General features: G+C 58.5%; 10 protein-coding genes and 2 pseudogenes. 9 read left to right on the top strand and 3 right to left on the bottom strand.

The features are described from left to right. Positions 1 to 19: 19 nt before the first annotated feature. Positions 20 to 781, top strand: a complete 762-nt coding sequence (locus NCT03_RS30250; RefSeq protein WP_250495081.1) for an SDR family NAD(P)-dependent oxidoreductase — start codon at positions 20 to 22, stop codon at positions 779 to 781. Between the two features lie 31 nt (positions 782 to 812). After that, on the top strand, positions 813 to 3194 hold the full coding sequence (locus NCT03_RS30245; RefSeq protein WP_250495079.1) for a membrane-bound PQQ-dependent dehydrogenase, glucose/quinate/shikimate family: 2382 nt from the start codon (positions 813 to 815) through the stop codon (positions 3192 to 3194). Between the two features lie 424 nt (positions 3195 to 3618). Here the strand turns inward: NCT03_RS30245 and NCT03_RS34240 are convergent, their stop codons facing one another. Continuing rightward, positions 3619 to 3942: a hypothetical protein gene (locus NCT03_RS34240; RefSeq protein ID WP_350030188.1), complete on the bottom strand. Its 324-nt coding sequence runs from the start codon at positions 3940 to 3942 to the stop codon at positions 3619 to 3621. 58 nt (positions 3943 to 4000) lie between these two features. On the opposite strand from NCT03_RS34240, the gene NCT03_RS30240 reads away from it, so the two are divergent. Next, entirely contained in the window at positions 4001 to 4282 is a 282-nt protein-coding gene (locus tag NCT03_RS30240) for a hypothetical protein (protein WP_250495077.1), read from the top strand. A 376-nt stretch (positions 4283 to 4658) separates the two neighbouring features. Here the strand turns inward: NCT03_RS30240 and NCT03_RS30235 are convergent, their stop codons facing one another. Both NCT03_RS30235 and NCT03_RS30230 read right to left on the bottom strand, forming a co-directional pair. Further along, a complete protein-coding gene (locus NCT03_RS30235; RefSeq protein ID WP_250495174.1) occupies positions 4659 to 5672 on the bottom strand; it encodes an aldo/keto reductase in 1014 nt (337 codons plus the stop codon). 163 nt (positions 5673 to 5835) lie between these two features. After that, positions 5836 to 6744, bottom strand: coding sequence for a LysR family transcriptional regulator (locus NCT03_RS30230; RefSeq protein WP_250495075.1), 909 nt, complete (start codon positions 6742 to 6744; stop codon positions 5836 to 5838). A 266-nt stretch (positions 6745 to 7010) separates the two neighbouring features. Between NCT03_RS30230 and NCT03_RS30225 the strand changes: the two genes are divergently transcribed. The 6 genes and pseudogenes from NCT03_RS30225 (at position 7011) to NCT03_RS30200 (ending at position 13235) form a co-directional block, all read left to right on the top strand. Next, on the top strand, positions 7011 to 7730 hold the full coding sequence (locus NCT03_RS30225) for a carboxymuconolactone decarboxylase family protein (protein WP_250495074.1): 720 nt from the start codon (positions 7011 to 7013) through the stop codon (positions 7728 to 7730). Positions 7731 to 7936: 206 nt separating this feature from the next. Further along, positions 7937 to 8167 (top strand): annotated as a pseudogene (locus tag NCT03_RS30220) (DUF2255 family protein); the annotation flags it as partial. A gap of 16 nt (positions 8168 to 8183) precedes the next feature. Next, complete coding sequence (locus NCT03_RS30215) at positions 8184 to 8999, top strand: shikimate dehydrogenase family protein (RefSeq protein ID WP_250495073.1); 816 nt, start codon at positions 8184 to 8186, stop codon at positions 8997 to 8999. Positions 9000 to 9274: 275 nt separating this feature from the next. Then, positions 9275 to 10437 (top strand): annotated as a pseudogene (locus NCT03_RS30210) (IS3 family transposase). A 158-nt stretch (positions 10438 to 10595) separates the two neighbouring features. Continuing rightward, on the top strand, positions 10596 to 11900 hold the full coding sequence (locus tag NCT03_RS30205) for a DUF2779 domain-containing protein (protein ID WP_250495071.1): 1305 nt from the start codon (positions 10596 to 10598) through the stop codon (positions 11898 to 11900). Positions 11901 to 12002: 102 nt separating this feature from the next. Then, positions 12003 to 13235, top strand: coding sequence for a hypothetical protein (locus tag NCT03_RS30200; RefSeq protein ID WP_250495070.1), 1233 nt, complete (start codon positions 12003 to 12005; stop codon positions 13233 to 13235). Positions 13236 to 13330: the final 95 nt, after the last annotated feature.

Genomic DNA, 13330 nt, shown 5'->3' with positions numbered 1-13330 from the left:
CGTTCAAGGGAGTATATACATGAGTCTCAATTTTCATGGCCGAGTTGCATTGGTCACCGGCGCCGCTTCAGGCATGGGATTAGCAACTGCAAAGGCGTTCGCGAAAGCCGGTGCGTCGGTTGCATTGGCGGACGTGAACGGGAATGCCGCACAGGCCGCCGCGGATGAACTGAAGGCGGCTGGCTTCAAGGCTATCGGAATTTCGTGCGATGTGGCGGATATCAGCCAGGCGGAGTCGATGGTGCACCAGACCGTTTCCACCTTCGGTCGCCTCGACGCGGCCTTCAATAACGCGGGTGTGCAGAGCCCGGTTGCGGAGACTGCAGATGCGGAACCCGGTGACTACGACTTCGTGATGGGTGTCAATCTTCGCGGAATCTGGAATTGCATGAAATTCGAGTTGCAGCAAATGCGCTCGCAGGGAAGCGGCGCGATCGTCAACAATTCGTCGCTCGGCGGACTCGTCGGCATTGCCGGCCGCGGTATCTACCATGCGTCGAAGCACGGCGTCGTTGGATTGACGAAGAGCGTCGGGCTGGAGTGCGCACCGCAGGGCATTCGGGTCAACGCGATCTGTCCGGGCATCATCGAGACGCCAATGGTTGCGGGCATGCTGAAGAGTCAGCCCTCGGCGATGGCCGAACTCATGAAGGAAGTCCCGATTGGACGACTCGGACGTGCAGAAGAGATCGCAGATGCGGTGCTCTGGTTGTGCGGTCCGACCTCGACTTTCGTAATTGGCCACGCCTTGCCTATCGATGGCGGATACACGGTTCGCTGAGTTCACGGACGTTTAAAAGGATACTGACCAGATGCTGCGTGTGAAAATGCACAAGATCGGGGCCGTAACACTCGTCGGACTCGGTGTGATTATTCTGATGCTCGGAATTGCGCTGCTGGGCGGAGGCGTCTATCTGATCGTGCTCGGCGGATCATGGTACTTCGCGATCGCGGGTTTGTTGCTGTCGACGGCGGGCCTGCTGATCGTTCGCCGCCGGCCTCGCGGTGTCGCTTTGTATATGTTGGCACTCGTCGTAACGATCGCATGGGCAATCTGGGAAGTCGGGTTCGCTTTCTGGCCGCTATTCTCGCGACTGTTCTTGTTCGTCGTGCTCGCGCTGCCGCTTCTATTGCTCATCCAATCGTTTCATGCCGGACCCCGTCCGCGTTCGATGAAGTTTGCTTACCCGGGTGCTGCCGTTGTCGCCGTAATTCTAGCCGCGACGCTCTACGCGTCTCTGCAGCCGCGCCCCATTTTGCAGGCTGGCGGCGCATCACCGCCCGTCGCGGGACGCGCAGTAGGCGCGGTCGCGGGCGCCGACTGGCGCTACTATGGGCGCACGCCGTCTGGCACGCGCCATTCCGTTGAAAGTCAGATCACACCCGAGAACGTGGCGGGTCTGCAGATCGCCTGGACCTACAGGACCGGAGAGATACCGGGCCCCAAAGCGGGGCACGTGGTCACACCGCTTTATGTCGATGGTCGGCTTTACGGCTGCACGCAATCGAGCCGACTGTTCGCGCTCGATGCAGAAACGGGCCGGGAACTGTGGCAGTTCGATTCACATGCACAGGCGAATAACGTGTATCCACGATGCCGCGGCGTTGCGTATCACAGCGATGCAACTGGCGGTGCGGGCGTGAGCAATCGGGCACCGGCTGTAGAAGCTTTGTGTACGCGTCGAATCGTTTCCACGACGGTAGATTCGCGCCTGATCGCCGTCGATGCCATCACGGGCAAACCCTGCACAGACTTCGGTGTCGGCGGAAGCGTGAGCCTGCGCACGGGCATGGGTAATGCCGATCCCGAACTCTATTTTCCGACTGCGGCTCCAACGGTCGTGCGAAACTTGGTCGTGGTCGGGGGACTGGTTTGGGACAACCAGAAAGTCGGAGAGCCATCCGGCGTCGTTCGGGCGTTCGACGTACACACCGGGGCGCTGGTCTGGGCTTGGGATCTCGGCAATCCCTCCATCACTCGCTTGCCGCCGGCAGGCGAGAGCTATACGCGAGGCACGCCAAACGTTTGGTCTACGCCCTCGTTCGATGATTCACTGGGGCTGATCTATTTGCCCACGGGCAACGCCACACCAGACTTCTGGGGCGGGCATCGATCCGAAGCGGACGACCGATACTCCTCGTCCATCGTCGCTCTGGATATCGATACCGGCCGAGAGCGTTGGCATTTTCAGACTGTCCATCATGATCTCTGGGATTACGATGTCCCTTCGCAGCCCGCGCTCTACGACGTACCTGACGGCCACGGCGGCACAGTGCCTGCCCTCATCCAGACCACCAAGCGCGGCCAGATTTTCATGCTGGACCGACGTAACGGCCATCCTATTGCCAAGGTAGAGGAAAGACATGTTCCGCAAGGCGGCGTGGCCGACGACAGGATTTCGCCTACTCAGCCGTATTCAGTGGGCATGCCCGCATTTGGAAATGAGCCGCTAAGCGAGAGGCGCATGTGGGGTCTTACGCCGTTGGATCAGCTTGTGTGCCGGATTGAATTTCGCCAGGCCCGTTACGAGGGCGAATTCACGCCTCCGAGCGAGCGGCGGACAATTCAGTATCCAAGCTGGCTTGGCGGCATGAACTGGGGTTCCGTTTCCATCGCTGAGAATCTGGGCTACCTGATCGTCAACGATACACGGGTTCCCATCTGGAACCGCATGCTTCAACGCAGTGCCTACGATAAGGCCAACGTTACGAACGGCGGTCACGAAGGGAGTGCTCCGCAGACTGGAACGCCATGGGGCATCGAGCAGGGGCGGTTCCTTTCGCCACTCGGCATCCCATGCCAGGAACCACCATACGGCACCATCAGCGCGGTGGATCTGTCGACGCGCAAGGTCGTCTGGTCGATGCCGCTGGGAACCACCCAGGAAACGGGCCCGCTAGGCATCGCCACGCATTTGCCGATTCCTATTGGCATGCCAACCCGCGGCGGGCCGGTGACGACGTCTTCGGGAATTGTGTTCATGGCGGGATCGCAGGACCTAAATTTAAGGGCACTCGACGTACGAACAGGCAGACAACTTTGGGAAGGCAGCTTGCCTGTCGGTGCGGAAACGACGCCAATGACATATATCTCGTCACAGAGCGGCCGGCAATTCGTGGTGATCAGCGCAGGAGGTAATTCTGTAACCACCAAGAAAGGCGATTTCGTGGTGGCCTTTGCCTTGCCCAAGTAAAAGAGAATGAGCAGTGCGGTTCTGAGCTTTCAACGCGTGATGCAAGGACGGCAATCGAACGTTCACATGCGACACTCTAACCAGATAGGATGGCGGACCGAAAGCTGCCTCGGTCTGCCATCTTAGTTGGCATCTCTTCGGCGCAGGGGCTCGTGAGAAAAATTGTAACGTTCATCCATGCTCATAGCGAGGGGCCGTAAAAGTCGAGATCATTGCAAGTCCTTTTTTAGAAGTGAAAGCCCTTGGCCGCCGAGTAATGCGCTGGCCGCTCAGCGCCTCGCAAACATCCTCGCTTCAACTCACTCAAGGTGATTTTCTTTAGGCGCCTGCGAAACGAACTGATGTTGGCAGAGCTTCGCAAAGACCGCAATGAATCCCGCTACATCGCGACTAGATCTAAAAAGGGGATGTCTACGGAAGTTCTTTATGAAGCATTCGCCGCAAGGGTTTCGCGCTGATCAGCAAGCTTCGGTGCCGCATTCCATACTTGCGGCACCATCGAACAACACAAATTGCCTTTGCAATATGTCGTCTCGACGACGGCGCGCGCAAGGCGTCCCGGCTTCGCCAGTTCGATGATGCATGAGTGGTGATCCGGCTCGCGCCTGCGCCAAGTTTCCCATCTCTCGCCAACGTGCCGCAGGCGGAAGTGCCTCGTGTCAATGTTGAAGCCTACAAGTACGCTCGGCACGCCGAGGTTGAGTACGCAAAGTTGTAGCCGCTCACACGCTTGCGACGCGATTCCCATCCATTTGCCGTTGTCGTCCTACTTGTTGGGCACGATGATCGCGGTCTCGGTGTTCAGCATGCGCGCCATTGACGCGAGGATTATCGATGGTCTGCACGGCCGCCGCGCAGTGACGCAGATCGTCCAGATTGATACCACGACGCGCGAAAACAGGCGCATTGGCGAGATTGTGTACCTGGCCATGTTACGAGTAGCGATAATCAGGCCTTCGAGGTCCACGTCTGCGTGCCGCGAATATCGAATCGAAGATGCTCGTTGGTGGCGGAACATCTTCGCGAGAGGCAGTGCGCATCTGCAACGCGTGGAAGTGCTGCATCAGCAATTGCTGGAGCTCGAATAGGCTAGCTACGCCTAGGAAATGTCGTGACGAATTTTGCGACCGGAATGCCGCAATCGAGCCAGAAGCCGACACTGGACTGCTGATGGCACATGGCCGCTGCACGTGATAAATGGGACATGCATTTTCGGCGTCAGGTTTAGCCCGCTTGAAGAGCGCTAGCGTCGCCGTGCAACAAACGACGGCGTCGCCCTGGGGCTTAGCAGTTCCAACCAAGGAGAGACGGGATGTGTAGCCGAGGCAGAGATATGCGCGTTGCCCAGTTACACAAAACACGACACAACGGGAAGGGACGGCCGCGTCTCCAACCAGGCAACCGCCGGGGACCCGCAGGCCCACCCGCGTCTCCTCGAGCGGTTGCGGCTCCTTATAAGGCAGTTTAAGCCATCGTCTGTCGTCCTTCGACTGGATAGTTTGGATCCGTATAACCGGGCGTCGACGCATGCCCTGGAGGAACCAGACTGTCGACGAATTGTTCGTCTTCGGGTCCGAGTTGCAGTGTTAGTGCATCCATGTAGCTATCCCAATGCGCTTCTGTGCGCGGACCGGCGATAGTGGAACTCACGAGTCTGTTCTTTAACACCCATGCGATAGCAAACGCAATTGCAGTCGTACCGCGCTCAGCAGCATGCGTCGCGACTTTTTGCGCGACGGCGAGCGATTCCGGTCGCCACTCGGTCTGCTGAATGCGCTTGTCGCCTCGGCCCGCGCGCGAATCAGGAGGCGGGGCACCGTTGAGCGCATATTTGCCAGTCAGCACGCCACGTGCGAGCGGGCTGTAAGGCACCACACCGATGCCGTAATGTCCGGCAGCAGGCATCAGTTCGACCTCTGCCGTGCGATCCACCATGTTGTACACCGGCTCAAGCGCAACCGGGCGATCAATGCCAAGTTGATCAGCGAGACGAACGACTTCCGCAACACGCCAAGACCGAAAATTGGACAAACCAAAGTAACGCACCTTCCCCTGACGAATGAGGTCACCAATCGCCCGCACGCCTTCTTCTAGAGACGCATCGTTGAGCGAGCGATGAAAGTAGAGAACGTCAATGAAATCGGTACCCAAGCGCTTCAGACTGGCATCGACCGTCTGGTAAATCCATTTGCGCGATTGCCCCTGTTCGTTGGGGCGAGCTGAAGCAGACGCCGGGTAACCAAACTTGGTCGCCACGACCCAGTCGTCGCGTCGCTGCGCGATCGCCCGACCAACGATCTCCTCGGACCGGCCCGTGTGATAAACGTCGGCGGTGTCGAGGAAATTGATGCCTTGGTCGAAAGCCTTGTCGATAATCCGGTGCGATGTGGCTTCATCCGTTTCGCCGCCAAACATCATTGCCCCCAGACATAGGGGCGAAACCTTGAGGGCGCTGCGACCCAGATATATATAGTCCATCATAATCTCCATGCAGGGCTGGGCCTGCGGTTGCGAAAGCGCTACCTTCCTGTTGCAGGTAGCGCGCGCGGTGTTCGTCAGAGATAGATGATAGACCGTCGATGATCAGTGATAAATCCTTTGAAATCGCAAGCTCCCATGAACTGGCTTCATTAATTGCATGTCATGTCTTCGATCCGTCATTGCGATAGCGGATTGCGTCGATGATCACCGTCATCGCCCGAGAGAACTCTCGACGGTTCGCGTAACAGGCGTGCAAACCTGGAAAGACGGGACACCAGTCCTCCAGTACCTTCACGAGAAGCCCCGCTGCGACATGCTGCTGGGCCAAGTCTGCTGGAACGTACGCGAGTCCATATCCCGACAGCGCCGCTGCCAACATTTGGTAGGTCCCGTTAAATGCGAGTTGCCCATCGACTCGAACCTGCACCTCTCGGTTCCCCTTCTTGAGCTCCCAGGGATAGAAGCCACCCAACGTCGGCAGACGCAGATTTATACACTGGTGCCCAGTGAGATCCTGGGGTTTCTTCGGACGTACATGTTTCTCGAGGTATTCCGGCGTACCAACAATTGCCATACGCATTTGCGGTGCAAGGCGCACCGCGATCATGTCTTTGGCGACCTGATCGCCATGGCGAACGCCAATGTCGTAGCGATCCGCCACGATATCGGAAAGGCCATAGTCGGTCGTGATCTCAACCTTGATATCCGGATAGTCGTGCAGGACCTTCGCTAGCCTGGGCCACAGGAGCGTTTCTATCGCGTAGTCGGTCGCGGTAATTCGAATCGTGCCTGCAGGTTTGTCGCGGAATTCGGTGACGGCGGCCAGTTCCGCATCGATTTCCTCAAACCGAGGAGCGATGGTCCGTAGAAGACGCTCGCCCGCCTCGGTCGGCGCCACGCTGCGCGTAGTTCGGATCAAAAGTCTTATCCCAAGACGGGTTTCAAGTGAGCGAATGGTGTGGCTCAGAGCGGACTGCGACACGCCGAGGTGTGCGGCCGCACGGGTAAAACTGCGCGCGCGTGCCACCGCGATCAGCGCCAATAAATCGTTATAGCTTTCGCGACGCATTAGTGAACTGGCCTCATAGGTGTTTGCCGATTCTAACGCCTAGTCGGTCTCGAGTATGTGCATTACATTGCAATTCAACTACTGCGCCGTGCGCTATGTTCATATTTGCGAAAAGTCCGTCGGGTCGGACACGTGCTTCCGGAACAACAACCCAGTGCGGCGAAACCCGCGAACGCCGGCGAGGAGCTGACCCATGAGATTACTCGCTGTAGCGATAGCGCTCTCGTCCGGTGCGCCGTCTGTTTGAAATCGAAAGGAAGAGTGCTATGGAAGGTCAAGATCATTGTTCCCCCGTCAACTTGATTGACGGAATGCTCGCCGTGTCGCCCGTCCTTGAGCACTATACGACCGATGTCGTGCTGGGCAACCTTTGGAAGCGTCCGCAACTTTCGACGCGGGACCGAAGCGTCGTTACGCTCTCGGTGTTGATCGCGCGCAGTCAGGCCACAGAGTTGCCGTTTTATCTCGATGTCGCACTCGACAGTGGCCTTAACCCCAGCGAGATTTCAGAGATCATCACGCACCTCGCGTTCTATACCGGTTGGGCCAATGCGACGGCGGCTATAAAAGTGACCAGCGATGTATTCAAAAGACGTGGAATTACGTCAGCGCAACTTCCGCTAGCGTCTGTTGAACTTCTTCCTCTCGACGAGGCAGCAGAAGCCGAGCGCGAGGTGGTGGTGCAACACAATTTCGGCGCAGTCTCGCCAGGGGTCGTTCAATTCACGCGAGACACGCTGTTCAACGACCTATGGCTGCGGCCAGGGTTGGCGCCGCGAGACCGGAGTCTTGCAACCGTCAGCGCGCTGGTTGCCACCGGTCAGGTCGGACAACTGACTTACCATCTGAACCGAGCAATGGATAACGGACTGACCAAAACACAGGCCTCGGAAGTCATGACGCAACTAGCGTTCTATGCGGGTTGGCCGAGTGTCTTTACAGCACTTCCAGTCGTCAAGGAAGTGCTTGAAAAGCGCCCCGGCTGACCTGCTTCCAGTAGCGTGGCAACCGATTGACAACCTCGGGGGCGGATGCCAACGTGGCCTGAAAATGAGATCAAAGCAATCGCTGTGAGCGACAACCTGCATTTCTAGCCGTTTCGCGACGTTGGCGTAACCTGTCGTACTGACATGGATCTGGTCGGTTGTCGTCGATGGTGACCTTTAACGTGCGCGGATAGAACGGCCATGCCTCTGGCTGGTATCACGCCGCGAACCCGCTGCAGCGCGGTCGAATCAGCGTTGCCGGAATGACGAGAGGCGCGAGCTTCGAGCCTGCCATGGATCAATTTAATGAACGTGTCGACGCTGCTTACCGAGCGAATTGCGCTAGCGCCTATCTGAGTTCGATGACGGGTACGCGGTCGCGCACCGCGACCGGCAAAATCCTGCGGCGCTCAGACGCCGAAAGCGTTGTTAGATAAATGCGAGAGATACCCGATGCCTGAAAAGCTCGATGGCGCCACGCGTCTTTTTCCAATCATCGGCGACCCCATCGAGTTCGTGAAATCGCCGCAGCAATTGACACGGGGATTTAAGTTACGCGACTACAACGGGCTATGCGTGCCCATGCAGGTGGCGAAAGCCGATCTTGAGCCGGTCATGCAGGCGCTAACGCTGACGGGAAACGTTGACGGCCTGCTGGTCACGATGCCGCACAAAGTAGCGGCATTCGCCTGCTGTGCGACCAGCTCCGATACTGCTCGATTGCTTCGTTGCGTCAGTGTCATACGTCGCAATCCTGACGGTACATGGCACGGCGACATGCTAGACGGCCTCGCGTTTGTAAAAGCGCAAACTGATCGCGGCGCGCGATTGAAGGATGGGCGCGCGTTGCTGGTCGGTGCCGGTGCGGCGGGCAGTGCGATCGCCATCGCGTTGCTCACCGCGGGCGTACGCGAACTGATCATTTATGACGCAGACGAATCTCGCGCTACGCATCTGAAGGCTCTACTCTCCGACCTTGACCGAAACCGTGTGCGGGTCGGCCCGGCGGATCCAGTTGGCTGCACCTTGGTATTTAACGCGACTCCGATGGGACTTGCCGAAACCGATCCGCTTCCGGTGTCCGCCGACCTGCTGGATTCGTCCATGTTCGTGGGTGACGTGATTGCCGGGCACGGCATGACGCCGCTATTAAAGGCGGCTCAGTCCGCAGGTTGCAAGACCTCGAGCGGCGTCGAGATGGTCGACGCGGTCCAGGAAATGATGCTTGATTTTTTTCTGCTGGGTCAGCACTCCGGCCGTAGCACCTAGCCGACAGCTTGGCTGCGATATGCGTTCAACCCAGCACGTCACGACGTTACAGTGTCACGGAACTCCGACTTGAAGTGAAAGCGCAACTAATGGTCATGGTCCTCGCACCAAAGATCGCTGCGCCATTTTGCCGACAATGACAAGAGTCTCTGACGGAGCAACCGGAGAAGCGACCACATTCGCCAGGGTGCCGAGGCAATGTCGACGTGTATGTAGTGGTCTAATGAATCCGGACGCTGATTTAGGCGAGAATGGTCGCCATGAAGAGGTGTCTGATGCGCAAGCAACGACGTACGTTTTCCCCGGAGTTCAAACAGCACGCCGCCGGTCTGGTGCTCGAGCAGGGCAATAGCCATATGGAAGCAAGCCGCTCGGTCGGCGTTGGCGAGACGGTGCTGCGCCGCTGGGTGCAGCAACTTCAGATGGAACGCCAGGGCGTCACGCCACAGGGCAAGGCAATCACGCCGGATCAACAGCGTATTCAGGAACTCAAGGCACGTATCGAACGCCTCGAGCGTGAGAAGGCCATTTTGAAAAAGGCTACCGCGCTCTTGATGTTGGAAGGCATCGAACGTACGAAGTAATTGATCAGATTGGCGCAAGCGAATCGGTCGAACTGATCTGCGCGGTATTCGACGTATCGCGGTCCTGCCTGTATGCCCGCCGAGGGCGAGCCAGACGCGTTGATGCCGAGCGCATGGCACTGCGTAGCCGAGTACGTGAGCTGTTCATCGAAAGTCGAAGTTCTGCTGGCAGTCGCAGCATCATGGGCATGATGCGTGAGGAAGGTACGGCAATTGGCCGCTTCAAGGTCAGCCGCTTGATGGAAGAGCTCGGGTTGATCTGCAAGCAGCCGGGGCGCCATACCTACAAGCAAGCCACGGTCGAGCGGATCGATATCCCGAACCATCTCAATCGCGAATTCGAGGTTGGTACGCCGAATCAGGTCTGGTGTGGTGACATCACGTATGTCTGGGCGCAGGGCCGTTGGCATTATCTGGCCGTAGTACTCGACCTGTTCACGCGTCGGGTTGTTGGCTGGTCGTTCTCGACACGCCCTGATGCCGATCTGGTCGTACAGGCGTTGGAGATGGCCTATGAGCAGCGTGGTCGACCGTAAGGCTTGCTGTTTCACTCGGATCAAGGCGGCCAATATGCAAACCGGAAATTCCGTCAGCGCCTCTGGCGCTATCGGATACAGCAGAGCATGAGCCGTCGAGGAAATTGGTGGGATAACTCCCCGATGGAAAGGCTGTTCCGCAGCTTCAAGACGGAATGGCTGCCGTCAGTGGGATACATGTCGGCGCAGGAAGCGCACCGGGATATCAGCCACTATCTGATGCACCGGTACGACTGGATACGACCGCATCAGTTCAACGACGGACTGGCACCAGCTGTTGCGGAAGAAAAACTTAACGCAGTGTCCGGGATTAGTTGACAACTACAGACGACATCGCGCCGAGCCGAACCAATAAGTGTTCGGATAAGCGGTGGCGAAACTAACCGCCGCGACGCTGGTTCGTGTTTTCGGCGAGACACATTTTGTCTCATTCTGTCGATACCCTGATCGAGATCGACGGTTCGAGCAAAGCGGATATGTCCAGAGACTTTCGTCTTTCCAAATCGAAAATCATGGCGGGTGTGCAATGTCGCAGACGGTTGTGGCTGGAAACGCATCGTCGCGACCTTGCGCGCGTTTCACCCGCGAGCGAGCACATCTTCCGGATGGGGCATCTGTTTGGTGAACGCGCCCGTCCGCTCATGGGACAGGGCGAACTGATCGGTCACGTGCTGGACGTGGGTAAAGCTATCGCGGAAACGCGTGTGGCGCTGAAGCAAGCGTCGGACCGAGGATCGATGGTCTATGAAGCAGCTTTCTCGCATCGGAACGTCGTCGCGCGCGCGGACGGATTTGCGCCATACGCGGGTGGGTGGCACATGACGGAAGTGAAGGCCGCCAACGCCGTGAAGGACTACTTCTATCAGGATTGCGCGACTCAAGCCTGGGTCGCGGAAGGCGCCGGTTATCCGGTTCACAAGGTGACGCTTGCGTGCATCGAAAGCCGCTTCGTCTATCCGGGCGGTGGTGACTATGACGGATTGCTTCGGTATATCGACGTCACGGCGGAAGTCGGGCGCAGAAAAGCGGCGGTGGATGGCATCGTCGAAGATCTGCGCCTGATGCTGAGTAGCGACGAACCGCAGATTACCGCAGGATCTCATTGCTGCTCGCCCTACGCCTGCCCATTCATGGCGCATTGCGGCACGCACAATGCGGGCGCGCGTGGGGTGGGCGGCCGCTCTGCTCATCACGCGACAGTCGGTTCGCCGCCAGCGCTCGCGTACCCCAGACACTTTCTCTGGCTCGAAACGATCGCGTCGCCGGTGCCGCTGTGGACCGGGACGCGGCCTTATCAGCGCATTCCCGTTCAATGGTCATGCCTTGCGGAGACGCGGTCGGGAACATTTATTCATCGCGCGTTTCTCGACTCGTTCGATGCGCCTTCCAAGGACGACTTCACCCGTACGCTGATCGATGCGCTCGGATACGATGGCGCGGTCATCGTCGCGACGTCGGTCGAGCGTGCGGGCCTGAATGCGCTGGGTGAGAGCGTGCCCGAACGGCGCTTGGAACTGAAGGCGCTCATGCGGCGCCTCGTGTATCCGACGCCCGGGCGCGCATGGCGCATGACGTCGCCGATGCTGCCAGATGCATCGAAGTCACGAACAGCGAATTCCCGCAGCGTGCTTGGTGGGAAGCAGCATCATCCGCGACTGACAGGGAACGCAGGCATCGCCTTGCCGATGACCTGCTCTGCTATGGCCGGCAGCAAACGCTTTCGCTGCGTGAGGCATTCAGCGCGCATGGCAGACGGCCGTCGACCGATTGACGGATTATGAGGCGTAATGCGCAAAAGCACACGAGGTGCGTCGCTGCAAACGGGGCGACACACGGACAATGACCCCGCTCATCACAACGACACCATCATCAGGACGAGACTCATGACACGGCAACATTGCAGCCCACTTTTCGTTGGTTCCGGTATCACCGAGGCAGCCAGGCTGATGGCGCTCGACAAGCAGTCAGGGGCTGACTCTGTCAGCGAGGCAGACATTCAAGGATGGGTCCAGCGCCATCCTGGCTGTCTGCCAGTCGCTGAGATCGATCCGATGTTCGTCGAACCTGTGGCTATTTGCACGGAATTGCGTACGCCGGCCGGATCGATCGACAATTTCATGGTCACCGCATCGGGATTGCCGGTGCTAGTCGAATGCAAGCTTTGGCGCAATCCGGAAGCGCGGCGCGAGGTCGTCGGCCAGATTCTGGACTATGCGAAGGAACTCAGCCGCTGGTCCTCTGCCGACTTGCAGCGTGCCGTGAAGGAGCGGCTCGGCATCGAAGGCAATCCGCTGCTCGCGCGCGTGCGCGAGGTGCACCCGGGCGTCGATGAGATCCAGTTCAACGATGCGCTGACGCACAATCTACGTCGTGGGCGCTTTCTGCTCCTGATCGTTGGCGACGGAATTCGCGAAGGCGTGGAGGCCATTGCCGAGTATCTGCATGATCATGTATCGCTGCATTTCACGCTCGGGCTGGTCGAACTGCCGGTCTATGAGATGCCGAACGGCATCGGCCGGCTGGTCGTTCCGCGCGTGCTCGCCCATACGAAGCTCGTGACCCGCAATGTGGTCGCGTTGCCGGATGGACTGGGCCTGGCGATCGAGGATTCGCAAGAGGCTGCGATCGACGCAGAGGTCGATCCGGATCGCGCCGCACTAATGCAGGAACGCCTCGATTTTTGGTCCCACTTCCTGCAGCAGCTCCGGTTGACGGATCCGGAACAGCAGATCCCCAAGGCATCGCGCAAAGGCTGGCTCGGCTTCATGCTTCCCGCGCCCAATGGCAGTTCCTGGCTCACTGTCTATCGCGACTTGTATAAGGGTGAAGTGGGCATTTTCTTGTCCTCCAATCGCAATACGGCTGGTGAATACGCGATGGAGACGATTGCGGAGAATTGGGCAGAGGTCAGAGGTGCGCTGGGCGGAAACGCGAAGCTGACGGAGAAGGACGGCAGGCCGCGGATCATCGAAGAACACCGGTTCGCGCCTTTATCTGATCCGCAAGTGCAAGCTGAGGCATTCGCTTGGCTGGCCGATCGCCTGAATGCATTCGTAAACGTTCTGCGGCCGTTGGTGCGCTCGGCCGCGGCTGACTACGAGCCCAAAAGAGATTAAATCATGCCTGTCACCCTGGGGGTGAGCAGAAGGATGAGCGGTTGTGCATGGGCTGGGATTGCCCATGGGCGTCGTTCTTGTAAGCCATTAAGCGG

It is taken from the genome of Caballeronia sp. GAWG1-1, from assembly GCF_023631465.1.
Taxonomy (GTDB): Bacteria; Pseudomonadota; Gammaproteobacteria; order Burkholderiales; family Burkholderiaceae; genus Caballeronia.
The sequence above is the reverse complement of the archived record's forward strand: the minus strand, read 5'-3'. Positions and strand labels throughout refer to the sequence as shown.

Excerpts from the sequence above, each read along its gene's own strand:
- NCT03_RS30250 (WP_250495081.1), top strand. The coding sequence starts at position 20 with ATGAGTCTCAATTTTCATGGCCGAGTTGCATTGGTCACCGGCGCCGCT.
- NCT03_RS30245 (WP_250495079.1), top strand. The coding sequence starts at position 813 with ATGCTGCGTGTGAAAATGCACAAGATCGGGGCCGTAACACTCGTCGGA.
- NCT03_RS34240 (WP_350030188.1), bottom strand. The coding sequence starts at position 3,942 with ATGGGAATCGCGTCGCAAGCGTGTGAGCGGCTACAACTTTGCGTACTC.
- NCT03_RS30240 (WP_250495077.1), top strand. The coding sequence starts at position 4,001 with ATGCGCGCCATTGACGCGAGGATTATCGATGGTCTGCACGGCCGCCGC.
- NCT03_RS30235 (WP_250495174.1), bottom strand. The coding sequence starts at position 5,672 with ATGGACTATATATATCTGGGTCGCAGCGCCCTCAAGGTTTCGCCCCTA.
- NCT03_RS30230 (WP_250495075.1), bottom strand. The coding sequence starts at position 6,744 with ATGCGTCGCGAAAGCTATAACGATTTATTGGCGCTGATCGCGGTGGCA.
- NCT03_RS30225 (WP_250495074.1), top strand. The coding sequence starts at position 7,011 with ATGGAAGGTCAAGATCATTGTTCCCCCGTCAACTTGATTGACGGAATG.
- NCT03_RS30215 (WP_250495073.1), top strand. The coding sequence starts at position 8,184 with ATGCCTGAAAAGCTCGATGGCGCCACGCGTCTTTTTCCAATCATCGGC.
- NCT03_RS30205 (WP_250495071.1), top strand. The coding sequence starts at position 10,596 with ATGTCCAGAGACTTTCGTCTTTCCAAATCGAAAATCATGGCGGGTGTG.
- NCT03_RS30200 (WP_250495070.1), top strand. The coding sequence starts at position 12,003 with ATGACACGGCAACATTGCAGCCCACTTTTCGTTGGTTCCGGTATCACC.